Here is a 17,196-nt window from a genome sequence, read left to right as displayed (position 1 = left end):
CGTCATCTTAGTATTTCGTCGTATTTTTTTGTATTAACTGTGGACGATAAATAAGTATAATTCCATATAGGGTATACTTTAATAATAACAATCGCCATTTGTATAATTAACGTTTTTTATGTGCTCTTAACCAATTGCCATTAGCTATTCGTGTGAAAGGAGTTTATAAAAAAGTTTTTTATTTCAACATTCGGGTAAAATTATGAATATCGTTATCGTTGAATCTCCAGCAAAAGCTAAAACAATTAATAAATATCTTGGATCTGAATATAAAGTAGTCGCATCATTTGGACATGTTCGTGATTTACCTGCAAAAGATGGCTCTGTTCTACCTGATCAAGATTTTTCTATGAAATGGGATGTAGATTCTGCCTCTGCTAAACGTTTGAATGAAATAGCAAAAGCAGTCAAAGAAGCCGATAGCCTTATCTTAGCAACAGACCCTGATCGTGAAGGAGAAGCTATTTCATGGCATATCTTGGATGTTCTTCGTCAAAAAAAAGTTTTAAAAGATAAACCTGTAAAACGCGTTGTGTTCAATGCCATCACCAAAAAGTCTGTGCTTGATGCTATGAACAATCCACGCGATATTGATACCTCACTCGTGGATGCCTATCTTGCACGTCGTGCTCTCGATTATCTCGTTGGTTTTACACTCTCACCTGTTTTGTGGCGTAAACTTCCCGGTGCCCGTTCGGCCGGTCGTGTTCAATCAGTTGCTTTACGTATTATTTGTGATCGTGAATCAGAAATAGAACATTTTATTAAAGAAGATTATTGGTCCATTACAACAGACTTGAAAACCATACGAAATGACGGTTTTCAAGCAAGACTCACAATGTTTAACCACAACAAAATTGGCAAACTTGATATTCAGTCTCAAGAACAAGCAGATCAAATTCGCCTTATGTTGGAGAATGCACAATATCGCACACTCAGTGTTGAAGCAAAACCTACAAAAAGACATCCCTCTCCTCCATTTACTACCTCCACTTTACAGCAAGCTGCTTCTTCAACATTAGGATTTTCAGCCTCTCGTACCATGCAAATCGCTCAAAAACTTTATGAAGGCATTGAAATTAATGGAGAAATGGCAGGACTTATTACCTATATGCGTACCGATGGTGTACAAATGGCACCAGAAGCTATCGATTCAGCAAGAAAAGTGATTCATGAATCCTTTGGCAATAACTATGTTCCTGAAAAGCCACGTTTTTACTCAACAAAAGCAAAAAACGCACAAGAAGCGCATGAAGCTATTCGCCCAACGGATTTTCAACGTCTCCCCAGTCAAGTGAGCAGTTTTCTTGAGAAAGATCAAGCAAAACTCTATGAACTGATATGGAAGCGCGCTATTGCCAGCCAAATGTGTTCTGCTAATATTGAGCGCACAACTGTTGAAATCGAAGCACAGCAAGGAGAAAATCATGCAAATTTACGTGCAACAGGTTCTGTTATTCGTTTTGATGGCTTTATTTCTGTCTATGCTGATCATAGAGAAGAAAAAAACGGTGAAGAAAACGAAGCAACCCGTTTGCCACAAATAAACACTGGTGAAATGCTTACAAAAGAAAAAGTTGAAGCACTACAACATACGACAGAACCACCTCCCCGTTATTCCGAAGCTTCCTTAATTAAAAAGCTTGAAGAACTAGGAATTGGTCGTCCATCAACTTATGCATCCACATTATCCACGCTTTGCGATCGTGGATATATCGTCATTGATAAACGAAGGCTTATTCCTGATGCTAAAGGACGTATCGTTACGGCGTTTCTTGAAAATTTCTTTAATCGCTATGTAGAATATGGTTTCACAGCAAATCTTGAGGAAAAACTAGATCTTATATCAGATGGAAAGCTTTCTTGGAAAGACGTGTTGCGTGATTTCTGGGATGGATTTAACACATCTATAACCAACATCAAAGAGCTACGTATAACAAACGTTCTTGATGTTTTAAATATAACACTAGCCCCCCTTGCCTTTCCTGTTCGTGAAGATGGAGCTGATGTTCGTTCCTGTCCTCTTTGTTCAAACGGCGAGTTGTCATTAAAGCTAGGACGTTATGGTGCATTTGTTGGCTGTTCCAATTATCCGGAATGTAAATATACGCGCCAACTTGGAACAGACACAGAAGAAGGAAAAGAATCCATACGGAATGATGAGCCTATTATGCTCGGTGTAGATTCTCAAACAGGAAAAGATATTTCTCTCCGTAATGGCCGTTTTGGACCTTATGTTCAATTAGGTGAAAGTAAAGAAGCCAAACGTGCAGGACTACCAAAAGAATGGCAACCAGAAAATATCACTCTTGATAAAGCTTTAGCTTTACTCTCTTTGCCACGTGAAATTGGTATTCATCCTGAAACAGGCAAAGTCATCACAGCAACCATTGGGCGCTACGGTCCCTACCTTGCGCATGATGGAAAATCTGCTCCCCTCCTTCATGCAGATGAAGTTTTTGATATTGGCATCAATCGCGCTGTCACAGTGCTTGCCGAAAAACGAGAAAATAAAACAGCGCAAAGCAGAACAACATCTGCAGCCCTTGCAACATTAGGAGAGCATCCTGATGGAGGAGCCATTACTGTACGCAGTGGACGTTATGGCCCCTACGTTAATTGGGGCAAAATTAATGCAACATTGCCAAAAGATAAAGAACCAATTAGTGTAACACTTTCAGAAGCCTTAGAACTAATATCGGTGAAAGAATTGAGTAAAAAAGGAACCGGTAAAACTTCTCGTAAAAAGGAAACCACAAAGAAAACTTCTTCCAAAAGAAAAGAGACATAAATTTTGGCTAAAGGTAAAAAAAAAATAGAACATTTCCAATCATTCAATACGGAACGAGTACCCAACAAGGCTGAGATTCTTTCCTTTATTAATGAAAATCCTGATCGTTCAAGCAAACGTGAAATTGCCAAAGCTTTTAGTTTAAAGAGTGATTCTCGTCTTTGGCTAAGAGATATATTACGCGAATTAAAGAATGAGAACCTCATATCAAAACAGCGTAAGACAGTAATAGATAAAGGAAAACTGCCACCCGTTGCTTTGGTGAAAATTACTGGACGCGACCAAGATGGCAGTTTAATTGCACAACCTCTTGAGTGGAGAGATGATTCAAAGCCAAATATTGAAATACGCTCTTTTTACCGCATAAAAGGAGACAGTGTTGGCATTGGAGATCATGTTCTTATAAAAATTTTTAGAAATAAAACGCCTCAAAGCTTTCCTTATACAGGGCGGGTTATCCGTAAAGTTGATGCATCTCTAAAAAATACATTTGGTATTGTACAAAAATTAAAAACAAACCAATGGCTACTTGAACCTATAGACCGCAAAACAAGCAAACTGATTCTTGATACCTCTTCAAAAATGAAGATAGAATCTGGTGATTTGGTCGAAGTTGAAATTAAAAAAAATACTGGATATGGACAAAAAACTGCACAAATAAAAAATATTTTAGGACATATTGATAGCGAAAAAACATTATCAATGATTGCCCTTCTCTCAAAAGGGATTCCTTATATCTTTCCTGAAGAAGTTATTGAACAAGTAAAAAATATAAAACCTGCAAGCATCAATCATCGCGAAGATTGGCGGCAGTTACCGTTTGTTACAATTGATCCACCAGATGCAAAAGATCATGATGATGCTATTTATGCAACAAAGGATAAAGATCCTGCAAATAGTGGTGGTTGGGTTGTAACAGTCGCGATTGCAGATGTTTCTTACTATATAAAAACAGGAAGTCCTTTAGATGAAGAAGCATTAAAACGAGGGAATTCTATTTACTTTCCTGATCGCGTTGTTCCAATGCTACCAGAGCGCATTTCTAATGATTTATGTTCTTTACATGAAGGAAAAGAAAGGCCAGCTTTAGCTGTTCGTATGATTTTTGATGCAAATGGTAACAAACGGAAACACAGTTTTCATCGTGTTATGATTCGTGTAATAGCCAAGCTCTCTTATGAAGAAGTACAATTAGCAATTGAAGGAAATATAAATGAAAAGATTGCTCCCCTTTTTGAGAGTACATTACAGCCATTATGGGAAGCTTATCTGTGTCTAAAAATCGCGCGGGACCATCGACAACCACTAGAATTAGAAATAGAAGAAAAAAAGATTATTCTTGATCAAAATGGATGCATTAAAGATGTTGTAAGTGAATCACACTTAGAAGCACATCGTTTGATTGAAGAATTCATGATACAAGCGAATATTGCTGCTTCTGAAACATTAAAAGAGCATCATCAATCCCTCATCTATCGTATTCATGATAAACCTTCTCTTGCAAAACAAGAAGTATTACGAAATTTTCTCCAAAGTTTGGGAATAGCGCTCTCTCGAAATGCAGAGCTTACATCAGCACGACTCAACAATATTTTAGCAAAAGTCATGAAGACTGAGCAGAAAGAATTAGTCAATCAAGTTATTCTGCGTTCACAATCTCAAGCGGAATATAATCCTAAAAACATTGGACATTTTGGGTTGAATCTACAGAATTATACACATTTTACCTCACCAATCCGTCGTTATGCTGATCTTATTATTCATCGAGCACTTATTAAAGTCCTAAAACTAGGAAATGACCAATTAACAAAGATACAAGAACAAAATCTTGCGGAAATTTCCACACAGATTTCTTTATATGAACGACGTGCAATGATGGCTGAAAGAGAAACTATTGATCGGCTTGTTGCACATTATTTGACTAACAAAATCGGTCGTATTTTTACAGGTCATATTTCTGGAGTCACAAAAGCGGGGCTTTTCATCTCACTTGACAAACTTAATACAGATGGTTTTGTCCATATTTCTACACTTAAAAATGATTATTATCACTTGGACGAAACACAACATGTTCTCATAGGAAAGCGTAGCCATAAAGGTTACCAACTGAGCGATAAGGTAGAGGTAAAGCTCATAGCAGTACAACCTTTCGCCGGATCTGTATCATTTGAGATATTAACTAAACCTCGTTCGGTAAACTTTTTACCTATATCTTACCATAAAAACAAACATATAGTCAAAAAACGAAAACATATTTCCTATAGTAGAAAAAATAATAATAACTAAAAATAAAAAACATTTTTACAGTTTTTATTTCATTATTTTTTATTTTAAATAACTAAAAACTTTTATAATAAAGTTAATGTTATCTTATTGTATTTTCTGAAATATGAATAATACAAATAAATTTGAATTAAATAGGCAATTTATCATGTATTATAATTTTATTATTCTATATACAAAGTAAATTTTACTTATTATATGTTTTTTACTCACCAATAATGATCATATAGAAATCTAAAAACTCCCCCTATTAACTGAATGAGAAAATCTGTAATGTACAGGTTCATTTTCTGATTTCAAATCAACTTTTCATCAGTTTAAATAAATGAAGGCATCATTAAGCCACTCTCATGATAAAAAAGTCTTTAAACTCTCAAAATAATTCTTTGCGTGCAATCATTGCAGCCATTACAACGATTGGTACCGTTGGAATAGCATTGGGAATGGGAATACAGCTTGTTTCACTTTTGATGGCTGAGAAAGGTATTTCAAATAGTACTATTGGCTATAGTGGAACAATTGGAGGAATTGCTACAATTATCGCTGCTATTTTTACTGCTCGAATCACTCTGCATTTAGGTACTGCCAAAGCAATAATGCTTATGATATCCATAGGATATTTGAGCTTTCTAGGATTTTATTTTTTCGAATCAATATGGATTTGGTTCGTTTTAAAATTTATCTTACATTTCACTATGACAGTAACGTTCATCCTGTCGGAGTTTTGGATTAACAGTTATGCACCACATAAAAAACGTGGTTTAGTACTTTCCATTTATGCTATTACATTAGGATTAGCGTTCGCAATAGGTTCAATGCTATTGGTAAAAGTAGGAACTCAAGGAATTGTACCTTTTGCCATAGGCTGCATTTTTACTGTGCTCGCTTTTATACCAATTCTCGCTGCTTGGAAACTAAGTCCAAAATTTAGAGGAAAACAACATACATCGTTTATTCCTTATCTTTTTCGAGTCCCAAGCTCAATGATGGCAGTATTTGTTTATGGTGCTATTCAAATGGGGACATTAACTCTTATAGCCCCCTTTACTCTTTCCATTGGGTATAATGGAGATGAGGCTGCGCACTTTATGACAACACTCGCACTTGGTAGTGTTTTTCTTTTAATCCCTATCAGTGTTATAAGCGATTATGCAAAGGATCAACGTTATCCTCTTATAGGTTGTGCTATCTTAGGATTTCTTGGAACTTTTATAATACCATGGATCATCCAATATACATGGATCCTCATGTTTGATCTTTTTCTGCTTGGTGGTGTATCTGCTGGACTTTATACAATCGGACTTGCCCATCTAGGGGTACGTTTCAAGGAACATGAACTTGCTACTGCCAATTCTGCCTTTATCTTTTGCTATGGAATCGGTATGCTTATTGGACCAACCATTATCGGACAGACCATGGATATCTTTAAACCATTTGGTTTTTCAACAGCAATGGCTTGCTTTTTTGGTTTATATGTTATTTTAGTATTTGTTCAACTCATGAGAAAATTAATCAGCTCTTGACTTTTTTTAGAACATCCGTAGTGTTGCGCACAAAATCTGATTACGCTAAAAGCGAATTTTAATAACAAGATAATATTGTTCAATGTAAATAGGATTCCTAAATTATGGCTAAGGCAGCGACCATTAAAATTAAGCTTTTGTCCACAGCAGATACTGGTTTTTTTTATGTTACAAAGAAAAATAGCCGTACGATGACAGACAAAATGAGCAAACGTAAATATGATCCAGTTGTAAAAAAGCACGTCGAATTTAAAGAAACAAAAATTAAATAAATTGAGTTAGTTATTTGGTTTGCAGATTCTGCAAACGTAAAAAATGTGTTTTTTTTGCTCTTTAAAGTTATGTTCTAGAGAATATTTTTTATTAAAAAAATATTATATTGTAATCCATGCTTTTTGTATGGATTTTAGGAGATTTGTTTCATTTTTTGATTGCTTTTCTCCGTTATCATCATAAATATCATCGTGATATTATGTTGAATTACTTTTGTTCTATCCAGCATAGTAGCTCTATTAAATATAGGAATTCCTTCGTAATAACGAAGAGAGATTCCTTAATTTTGAAATAAATTTCTTTTAAAAAAATTTAAGCAACAATTTTATAATAGTAGTTTCTTTTATTTTATGAAAAAAAAATCTCATTTTAGTCTAACGATTATCAGCTTTAGCATTTTTGTCATTGCTGCTATTTTTATCGCTATAATTATTTACCTTAAACAGATTCAAGCATCTTCTCAAAGAACAGATTTTTTCTCTAAAGGATTAATTAAAGGTAAGGCGCTTATTATTGATGGAGATTCAATTATGATTTCTTCTGTCAAGATTCGGCTTGTAGGCATTGATGCTCCAGAACTTCAGCAATTTTGTGGTACAAAGGAAACACGCTATCCATGTGGAGTTGAGGCAAAAGAATATTTAGAAGACCTCATAGGAAATCATCCTGTTACATGTCGCTGGTACAAAAAAGACAAATATAACCGTATTCTCGCAACATGTGAAACAAAAAGAATCAGTAATATTAATGCAACACTTGTACGTAATGGGTGGGCTGTAAGTTATTATGACTACCCTGAAGAAGAAAAAGAAGCTAAAAAGAAAAAAAAAGGAATATGGCAGTCAAATTTTCAACATCCGAGGAAATGGCGAAAAACACATCCTCGAACAGAATAAGAAAAACATTTTTATTCCCCAATATATTCTTTAATCTTTTATGCGTCGATGAAACAATCACATTGCAGTCAAATTATTAAACTTGAAAGAAAAATTTATTCTTGCCGTGTTTGTATCCAACAACCACATTATCTCCCTCCGCTTCCTCACGAACCAAAGCCTGTCGTTTATTTATCTCACACAGCTTTGATTGCGATTGCAGGACAAGCACCAGGATTGCGTGTACATGAAAGTTCTATTCCTTTTAATGATCGTTCTGGCGAAAGATTGCGTTATTGGCTCGATGTTACAAAGAATGAATTTTATAATAAATCTCTTTTTGCTATTGTTCCTATGGGATTTTGTTTTCCAGGTTATGATAAAAATAAGTCTGATTTACCACCGAGACGTGAATGTTGTGAAATATGGCATGAGAGAGTATTTCAAGCTATGCCACAGATAAAGCTTGTCCTTGCTATTGGAAGTTATGCACAAAAGTGGCATATTGCAGAATTAAAATATAAAACAGTTTCAGAAACCGTCAGCGATTGGAGAAACATTCTTTCCGTACAGCAACCTCGAGGTTATAATGTCATGCCTTTGCCTCATCCATCATGGCGAAATACTTCTTGGCTACAGAAAAATCCATGGTTTAACGATGAGCTTATTGTATATCTTCGTCGTTTGGTGCGTAATTTTTTATAAAAATATGGATAAACTTGACCAAAAAATCCTGCATCTTTTATAAAAAAGTGCAACACTCTCTGTTTCTGATATTGCTAAGAAGTTGGACTTTCAATGATTTCTTTCTGACTCAGAATTCAAAAACTTGAAAAAAATAGTATTATAAAAAAATAGTATTATTCAGCGTCGTGTTGCCATTCTTTTTTCAGAAAAAGTAAATGCACATGTTACTGTTTTTGTTTCTATTCGCACTAACCTCCATAGTCCTGAATGACTTAAGCGTTTTTCAAAAATTGTGCAGGATTTTTGTGAAGTTATTGAATTCTATCGAATGAGTGAAAATATTGACTATTTATTACGTGTTGTTGTTTCTAATATTGAAGCTTATGATCTTTTTTACAAAAAATTAATCGCTAAATTGATATTCGTGATGTACCATCATTGTTCGCAATGGAACAGATTAAATATACAACGGAACGTTCATTCAATCATATAAAATTGTGCGAAAAAACAAACGAATAATAATCTTAAATTTTTAACCTGCGATTATATTCAGACAGTCAAATCTAATTGTTCAAAAACTGCCATTTTTGCGTGCATTAAAACAGCAGCTTTAACAATACCAGCTGCCATGGCTGCACCCGTTCCCTCTCCAAGACACATCCCAAAATCTAAAAGCGGTTCTTTGCCAATTTTTTCTAAAAGTTTACGATGCACAGTTTCGGAAGAAACATGTCCAATAAGAGTATGATCAAGCGCTCTTGAATGCATTTTATAAAGCACGGCTGCAGCAGCAGTCGCCACAAAACCATCCAAAATAACTGGTATTTTTTCTATTCTTGCTGCTAAAATAGCACCTACCATAGCGGCAATTTCACGTCCTCCTAAGCGACGCATGATTTCAAAAGGATCGTTAAAATGATCTTTATGTAAAGAAACTGCTTTTTTGAGCACTGTTATTTTACGTTGATAAAAATCCCCTTCAGATTCCATACCACCTTCCGTCCATTCTTCAACGTCTCCACCAAATAATGCTAAACATAAAGCTGAAGCTACGGTTGTGTTTCCAATTCCCATTTCACCTATACACAAGAGATCTGTTCCACCAGCAATAGATTCCATTCCAAATGCCATTGTCGCAGCGGCACTACGCTCATCCATAGCTGCATCTTTTGTAATATTTATTGTTGGATATTTCAGCGCTAAGTCAAAAATTTTTAGTCCAAGGTCATAAGCTATGCAAATTTGATTGATAGCTCCACCACCAGAAGCAAAATTTTGTACCATCTTTTGTGTCATCGACTGCGGAAATGGAGTAATATTTTCATCAGTAATGCCGTGATTCCCAGAAAAAATAGCCACCAAAGGACGCGTTACAAGAGGTTTCTCTTCCCCTCTCCATCCAGCATACCAAACTGCAATATCTCCCAATTTTCCTAGCGTTCCTTGAGTTTTCGTTAATTTTGCTTGCCGTTTTTTTGCTAAAGTTATAGAAAATCCATCAGCAACAGGTAAATTTGCGAGCAAAGCACGAAAATCATCAAATGGACTAACGGTCATGAAAATACCTTTTAAAATGAGAAGACCACTATATATACAGGATATGAACAATTTATTTGTTTCTTTGATCTGTATTTAAAATACATTAAATATTTTTATAAAATCATTTGTGCATTTTTCAATCAGAGATATATTATATTAAATTTATACAGAGATATTTTTTATCAAAGTTTTATATTATGTTTCTAAATTAACTCTTTAGTTTATTTCCTCACAAAAACTTTATACATATAAATGATAATTGAGTAGTGTTAATCAAAATTATCTAAGATGTGTAAGCCAACCTCCCCTTCATGATAAAGATGATAGCTTTGAAAGATTCATCAATTGAGATTATTTAAAATTTTTGTAAGAAGTAAAATTTAAAATAATCCGATCTAGTATAGCTACTGTCTAAAACTGTTGTTAAAAGAAAGCAGAAAATGCTTCTTTTAGAATATGCGTATCTGCATCTTTTTTTGTTGCATCATTTGACAATATTTGCCGCCATTTACGTGCTCCATTTCGACCATGAAATAAACCAATCATATGACGTGTCACATGAGAAAGACGCCCTCCTGATGCGATATGTCGAGTAGTATAATCACACATAGCTTCAATAAGATCACGATCACTCAGATCATTTTGTTGCTCACCATATATTTCAAAATCAATATGTTTTAGCAAAGATGGATCATGATAAACTTGTCGGCCAACCATAGTAGCATCACACAAAGCCAGATGCTCTTTTATTTCATTAATTGATTTAATTCCACCATTTATCCCAATGAATTTATGTGGATATTTATGTTTTAATTTATAAACGCTTTCATAATTTAATGGAGGAATATCCCGATTTTCTTTCGGGCTTAATCCTTGTAGCCATGCTTTGCGTGCATGTATCCAGAGTGCATCACACCCAGCATTCCAAACTTGCTGGGCAAAAGAATCTAAAGCAAATTCTTCATCTTGCTCATCCACACCAACCCGGCACTTAACTGTAACAGGTATAGTAATTGCTTGTTTCATCGCTTCTACAGCAGTTGCTACAATGTCAGGATGTAACATCAGGCAAGCACCAAATACACCTGCTTGAACACGATTTGATGGACAACCAACATTGAGATTAATTTCATCATAACCAAAATCTTCAGCGATTCGTGCAGCTTCTGCTAATTTTTTCGGATCAGCTCCCCCTAATTGTAGTGCAATTGGGTGCTCTTCATAATTAAAAGCCAACAATTGTTTTCGAGCATCATGAATAACAGCATCAGCTACAATCATTTCAGTATAAAGAAGCGCTTTTTTCGTTAAAAGACGATAAAAAAATCTGCAATGCCGGTCTGTCCAATCCAACATTGGTGCTACCGCAAATTTTATTGGTGACGGAGGATTATAAAATATCATAGGAGTATTACTCTCATATCCTCATTAAAAGATTTCTCATTCATATATACAAATTTTTGCTTTTTCTACTTCACACAAAATTGATTACCTTCTTATCTTTAAAAATTGTATAAATATCCCCTCTCCTATTATATTTCTCTATTGATCTAAAATTCTATTAAAACCAATGAAAAAAACAAAGTAGATTACTCGTAATGAAACAATTTCCAAATATCTTGGTTATATGGTTCTAGAAGATGTTTTAAATATAGAAAAATCGCTGTTTGAATGCTCTTTTTTGCCATTCATATGTACCTTTAAAGACCATAAATACTCTTTATCCGGTAAGTATCTAAAAGCATTACAAATCTGATAAACGGCAAATGAAAACGTTCCGCAATTCAGCTCATTATAGCGTATTTTTTGTTAAGAAATATTTTTTAATTTGTGATACAAATAAACCCTAAGCACTATAATGAAGCCAAATTATCATAAATTTTGTTTGCACCCTTTTTGGCTTTGCATATAAGCAGAAAGAACATAAACTTCTTCTTCATTAAACAACAGCCCAAGTTTTGAACGGCGCCATAACACATCTTCACATGTTTTAGCCCATTCCTTTTCTATTAACCATTTGATTTCTACTTCGTAGAGTCCATGTCCAAAATTTTTTCCTTTATTTGCTTTACCGTTTTCAAATATCACCAGTGCCTCTAGACCATAAGACCGTGCAAGTCTGCGATATGTAAAAGCATCTAAATCTGGAAGCAAAAGAGCAATTTTTTTCTCAATTATATTAAGCTTATTATATGGAAAGTTACCTCCAGGAAGTGTCGAATTTTCTGTCCACGGTGCTCCCCTTGTCCCAAGTGCTTTTTCAACAAATTTCATCGCATCTTCTGCCAATTTGCGATAAGTTGTAATTTTCCCTCCATAAAGATTAAGGATCCGCGGCGTATTTTCTGTACCCATTTCTTTCAGAACATAATCACGTGTAATTTCTTGCGCTTTTGAAGTTCCATCATCATAAAGCGGTCGGACCCCAGAATAAGTCCAGATGATGGACTCACGCAATACAGGTTGTACAAAATATTCACTCGCTGCAGTACAAATATAATCAACCTCTGTATCAGTAATGCAAACATGAGCAGGATCTCCCTGATAGTCACAATCTGTTGTTCCAAGCAAGGTAAACTCTTCTTGATACGGAATAGAAAATAGAATACGCCCATCGCCATTTTGAAAAATGTATGCGCGATCATGGTCATAAAGTTTAGGAACTAAAATATGAGATCCCCGAACAAGACGTACAGGTGAATGCTCTTTACAATCTAATACATCCGCCAGAATACGATTAATCCATGGCCCCGTTATATTTGCTACATAAGAAGCTGTAACACAATATTCTTTCCCGCTTAATTTATCTCGAAGAATGAGAAACCACTTTTTATTTTCTCTTTTTAAAGAAAGAACTTCTGTTCGTACTTTTATATCAGCTCCCTGCATTTCTGCATCACGAGCATTGGCAATGACCAAACGCGCATCATCTACTCTCGCATCAGAATATTCAAAACCTATCTTATACTCTTCCTTGAGTACGGAACCAAATTTTTTTGAAAAATAAATCGTTTTACTGCGCCATAGTTTTTGATTCCAGTTACCGAGATAGTCATAAATAAAAAGCCCCAAACGCAACAACCAAGCAGGACGCAAATTCCTATGATAAGGGAGAAGAAAACGCAAAGGACGCACAAGATGTGGCGCCATACACCAAATAACCTCGCGTTCTTTTAACGCTTCACGAACCAGTTTGAATTCATAATGTTCAAGATAACGAAGACCGCCATGAATAAGCTTCGTCGAGGCACTTGATGTTCCTGATGAGAGATCATTCATTTCAGCCAATCCCACTTTAAATCCGCGCCCAGCTGCATCTCTCGCCAGTCCACATCCGTTTATCCCTCCTCCAATGATAAACAGGTCATAATGTGTTGTGGTTTTCATAATTTTATTTTTCATCATTCAATTTAATTTATTTTACTGTGCTCAATAAAGAAACAATAAAAATTCAAGACAAACGCTTTTAATTGCACTATCAATATGTCTTTTCCACAATAAATTATGAATTAAACGATTTTGAATTTCATCATAAATAAGAACAATATTTGACAAAAAAACAGCTATGAGCCATTAAGAATATAATCATCACAAAAATGCATTAATAAAATTTTCTTAAAGAAAAAATTGATGTTTTCCCTGCAACCTATTAGATATAAACTATAGCTGGATACTTTATTGCGTATAAGCGATAGTTTTCATACCATTTTTCAACATCACAATAGAAATATGAAATCACATAATGACCAATCAGCCTCAGTACTCAAAAACAATGCCCATGACAAATTTTTCAGCAAAAATTATGTTGAGTATTCTCATTTTTGTATCTTCCTTATCACACGCAATATCAAGCGATAAAACACCCAATGGTTTCAATTCAAAAAAAATTGAAATACAACTTCTAGAGAATTCTACTTTTTTATCGAAGCTTAAAGAAAAAGTCACACCACAAATTGATGATCGTGCTATTCACAAGATTATAAGAGAGTATTTACTTACTAATCCAGAAATTCTGATTGAAATGCAGATTGCTCTTCAAGAAAAACTAGAAAAGGAAAATGAAAAAAAATCTCAAGAGCAAGTTCTCATCATCAATTTATTGAAAAAGGAAATCTTTCAATCTCCACATGATGCTATTTTGGGGAATCCAAATGGTAAAAAGGTATTTGTTGATTTTTTTGATTACAATTGTGGATATTGTAAACTATCCTATCCACACATAGAAAGCTTAATAAAAAAATACCCAGACCTACGGATTATTATAAAAGATTTACCAATTTTAGGGTATGACTCTGTAGCTGCACATACTGTGGCCTATGCTTTTCGAGAACAATTTCCAAAAAAATATCAACAGTTTCATAAAGCGCTTTTAACCAATAATGGTCGTGCGAATGAAGCTAAAGCCATAAAAATAGCACTTTCATTAGGAGCAGACGAAAAAAAACTGCGCGATAGGATAAAAAATCCTGACTTTCAAAATTCCTTTAAAAGAAATATTCAAATTGCCTCTCAACTTAATATTACTGGCACTCCTTCTTATATTATCGGTGATAAAGTGTTCATTGGAGCAGTAGATCAAGATATTTTAGAAGAAACATTAAAAAATATGCAATAAACACTTTTTGTTTTGCTAATTTTATAAAGAGTACTGTAAGTGATGTGATTTTATGCTTTCTCTTTTTTAACAACAAGCTTATAAGTGCACTCTCGCGTAGCAGATAATGGTTTTGAATTACGAAATATAATTCTAAAAAAGCAAACAGTTTTTTTCATAGAGCTTTTAAAAAGGTCACCCGTAGTCTAGAGATGTTCAGTTATAAGAAATAATGAAGATCTTCATTGATCAAGGAGTTAGAAATAAAATGGCAACAAAAAAAATGGACGCGCAAAAAAACACCACGATTGATACAAAAATTATCCGCGACCTTGCTGAAATTTTAAATGATACAAATTTGACGAATATTGAACTTGAACAAGGTGGGCTTCGTATTTGTGTATCACGTCAAAATACCTCTTCTGCTTCAGAGCAAACAATTTATGCTCCGGTCTCAACTCCTACTGTTGCCGTAACACCTCCCTCTACCCCAATAACTGAAACTTCTATACAAGAAGATAAGTCAAACAATGCAGTAACATCTCCAATGGTTGGAACGGCCTATCTCGCACCTTCTCCAGGTGCACAAGCTTTTGTAGAGGTAGGGCAAAATGTTTCTGAAGGACAGACCTTGCTTATCATTGAAGCAATGAAAACAATGAATCAAATTCCATCACCACGCTCAGGTACGGTGACTACTATTTTCGTTAAGGATGGCCAACCTGTTGAGTTTGGTGAACCACTTATTGTTGTTGAATAAAGTGAGGGGCAACCATGATTCGAAAAATCCTCATTGCTAATCGGGGAGAAATTGCTCTTCGCGTTCTGCGAGCCTGCAGAGAACTTGGTATAAAAACTGTAGCTGTTCATTCCACTGCTGATGCTGATGCAATGCATGTTCGCCTAGCTGATGAGAGTGTTTGTATTGGTCCTCCCCCAGCACGTGATTCTTATTTGAGTATCCATCAGATTATTGCAGCGTGTGAGATTACTGGAGCCGATGCTGTTCATCCTGGTTATGGTTTTCTTTCTGAGAATGCAAAATTTGCAGATGTTTTAGAAGCTCACAATATTACATTCATTGGGCCAACGGCTGCACATATTCGAATCATGGGTGATAAAATTGAAGCAAAGAAAACAGCAAAAAAGCTTGGAATTCCGGTAGTTCCTGGTTCAGATGGAGCTGTTACAGAAGAAGCAGATGCTTTACGCATTGCTCATGAAATTGGCTATCCCGTTATTATTAAAGCCTCTGCCGGTGGTGGAGGACGTGGTATGAAAGTTGTCCATTCTGAACAAGAATTTTCTATAGCTCTCAAAACAACACGCTCAGAAGCAAAAGCAGCTTTTGGCGATGATGCCGTTTATATCGAAAAATACCTAGAAAAACCACGCCACATCGAAATTCAAATTATAGGTGATGGAGCAGGAAATGCTATCCATTTAGGAGAACGCGATTGTTCACTTCAGCGACGTCATCAAAAAGTATGGGAAGAAGCTACTTCACCAGCACTTAATGAGACTGAACGGAAAAAAATTGGTGATATTGTCGCCAATGCCTGTGCACAACTTGGATATCGTGGAGCGGGTACCATTGAGTTTCTTTATGAGAATGGTGAGTTCTATTTTATTGAGATGAATACACGCTTACAAGTTGAGCATCCTGTAACTGAAGCGATTACAGGTATAGATTTAGTTCATGAACAAATTCATATCGCATCAGGCTGCAAACTTTCTGTTGCGCAAGACGATGTCTGTTTCTCTGGCCATGCTATTGAATGCCGTATCAATGCGGAAGATCCGATCAATTTTACGCCATCACCTGGAACTATTACGCATTTTCATACGCCTGGTGGTTTAGGAATTCGCGTCGATTCCGGCGCTTATTCAGGTTACCGCATTCCTCCTTATTATGATAGCATGATTGGAAAGCTAATTGTTCACGGACGTACCCGTTTAGAATGTATGATGCGTTTACGACGTGCTTTAGATGAATTTGTAGTTGATGGGATAAAAACCACATTGCCTCTCTTTCGCGATCTTATTAACAATCAAGATGTTTCAGATGGTAATTATAATATCCACTGGCTAGAAAAATATCTTTCTAGTCAATCAGTCTCTTCAGATTTGTGACCAGATCATAGCCAAATAAAAAATGATGAATTTTCATTCAAGCTTTTATTAAAAATCAATATGAAAGTAGTATCAACGGTATCAGAAAAGATGAAAGAATTGATTGTTTTTATAGTTTATAATGTAATTTTTTTAAATATGTACTAAAATTGATAATTTTCTATTTTCCTTTTTATAAGTTTGTGCTACTTCCTATGTGCCTATGCCCTTATAGCTCAGTTGGTAGAGCACCTGATTTGTAATCAGGGGGTCGGGAGTTCGAGTCTCTCTGGGGGCACCATACGCTTTTATATAGCTATTAAGTTTTTGATTTTTCATATGTTTTTTGAAGTGAGGGATGCATAGATAAAAATCAGGGAATAGGATTTTCCAATATGCCTCTCAATTATTGCGAATCAGAACAACTTTAGAATAAAAAATCTTACGGTGTTCTTTGCTCGCTAAATGAAGCGGAAAACTTGGGCTATTAACTTCTATCGTAAAATAAAAATCATCAAA

Annotated in this window: 12 protein-coding genes, 1 tRNA gene and 1 pseudogene; 11 read left to right on the top strand and 3 right to left on the bottom strand. The window is 35.2% G+C overall.

What is annotated here, in order from left to right; all coding sequences use genetic code 11:
- Nucleotides 1-202: 202 nt before the first annotated feature.
- The 7 genes and pseudogenes from topA (at nt 203) to ABID39_RS03290 (ending at nt 8,951) form a co-directional block, all read left to right on the top strand.
- Nucleotides 203-2,791, top strand: coding sequence for a type I DNA topoisomerase (gene topA / locus ABID39_RS03320; protein ID WP_354186018.1), 2,589 nt, complete (start codon nt 203-205; stop codon nt 2,789-2,791).
- A 3-nt stretch (nt 2,792-2,794) separates the two neighbouring features.
- A complete protein-coding gene (gene rnr / locus ABID39_RS03315) occupies nt 2,795-5,077 on the top strand; it encodes a ribonuclease R (protein WP_354186016.1) in 2,283 nt (760 codons plus the stop codon).
- Between the two features lie 347 nt (nt 5,078-5,424).
- A complete protein-coding gene (locus ABID39_RS03310) occupies nt 5,425-6,597 on the top strand; it encodes an MFS transporter (protein WP_354186014.1) in 1,173 nt (390 codons plus the stop codon).
- A 104-nt stretch (nt 6,598-6,701) separates the two neighbouring features.
- Nucleotides 6,702-6,869, top strand: coding sequence for a 50S ribosomal protein L33 (gene rpmG / locus ABID39_RS03305; RefSeq protein WP_004864083.1), 168 nt, complete (start codon nt 6,702-6,704; stop codon nt 6,867-6,869).
- Between the two features lie 351 nt (nt 6,870-7,220).
- Nucleotides 7,221-7,766 (top strand): thermonuclease family protein, encoded by a 546-nt coding sequence (locus ABID39_RS03300; protein WP_354186010.1) that lies wholly within the window; start codon nt 7,221-7,223, stop codon nt 7,764-7,766.
- Nucleotides 7,767-7,814: 48 nt separating this feature from the next.
- A complete protein-coding gene (locus ABID39_RS03295; RefSeq protein WP_354186008.1) occupies nt 7,815-8,450 on the top strand; it encodes a uracil-DNA glycosylase family protein in 636 nt (211 codons plus the stop codon).
- Between the two features lie 4 nt (nt 8,451-8,454).
- Nucleotides 8,455-8,951, top strand: a pseudogene (locus tag ABID39_RS03290) (Lrp/AsnC family transcriptional regulator).
- 30 nt (nt 8,952-8,981) lie between these two features.
- Here the strand turns inward: ABID39_RS03290 and cobT are convergent.
- The 3 genes from cobT to glpD all read right to left on the bottom strand — a co-directional run bounded on the left by cobT (nt 8,982) and on the right by glpD (nt 13,376).
- Nucleotides 8,982-9,989: a nicotinate-nucleotide--dimethylbenzimidazole phosphoribosyltransferase gene (cobT, locus tag ABID39_RS03285; protein ID WP_354186006.1), complete on the bottom strand. Its 1,008-nt coding sequence runs from the start codon at nt 9,987-9,989 to the stop codon at nt 8,982-8,984.
- A 405-nt stretch (nt 9,990-10,394) separates the two neighbouring features.
- Complete coding sequence (gene dusA / locus ABID39_RS03280) at nt 10,395-11,375, bottom strand: tRNA dihydrouridine(20/20a) synthase DusA (RefSeq protein WP_354186004.1); 981 nt, start codon at nt 11,373-11,375, stop codon at nt 10,395-10,397.
- A gap of 468 nt (nt 11,376-11,843) precedes the next feature.
- The gene (glpD, locus tag ABID39_RS03275; protein WP_354186002.1) at nt 11,844-13,376 is read right to left on the bottom strand and encodes a glycerol-3-phosphate dehydrogenase; all 1,533 of its coding nucleotides are present in this window, start codon (nt 13,374-13,376) and stop codon (nt 11,844-11,846) included.
- A gap of 337 nt (nt 13,377-13,713) precedes the next feature.
- On the opposite strand from glpD, the gene ABID39_RS03270 reads away from it, so the two are divergent.
- The 4 genes from ABID39_RS03270 to ABID39_RS03255 all read left to right on the top strand — a co-directional run bounded on the left by ABID39_RS03270 (nt 13,714) and on the right by ABID39_RS03255 (nt 16,978).
- Entirely contained in the window at nt 13,714-14,586 is an 873-nt protein-coding gene (locus ABID39_RS03270) for a DsbA family protein (RefSeq protein WP_354186000.1), read from the top strand.
- A gap of 247 nt (nt 14,587-14,833) precedes the next feature.
- Complete coding sequence (gene accB, locus ABID39_RS03265; protein WP_354185998.1) at nt 14,834-15,325, top strand: acetyl-CoA carboxylase biotin carboxyl carrier protein; 492 nt, start codon at nt 14,834-14,836, stop codon at nt 15,323-15,325.
- 14 nt (nt 15,326-15,339) lie between these two features.
- Nucleotides 15,340-16,698 (top strand): acetyl-CoA carboxylase biotin carboxylase subunit, encoded by a 1,359-nt coding sequence (accC, locus tag ABID39_RS03260; protein ID WP_354185996.1) that lies wholly within the window; start codon nt 15,340-15,342, stop codon nt 16,696-16,698.
- Between the two features lie 204 nt (nt 16,699-16,902).
- A tRNA-Thr gene (locus ABID39_RS03255) sits at nt 16,903-16,978 on the top strand.
- Nucleotides 16,979-17,196: the final 218 nt, after the last annotated feature.

It is taken from the genome of Bartonella japonica (assembly GCF_040545385.1).
GTDB classification, from domain to species: Bacteria; Pseudomonadota; Alphaproteobacteria; order Rhizobiales; family Rhizobiaceae; genus Bartonella; species Bartonella japonica.
Note: the sequence above shows the minus strand (reverse complement) of the source record. Positions and strands in the feature narration are given on the sequence as shown.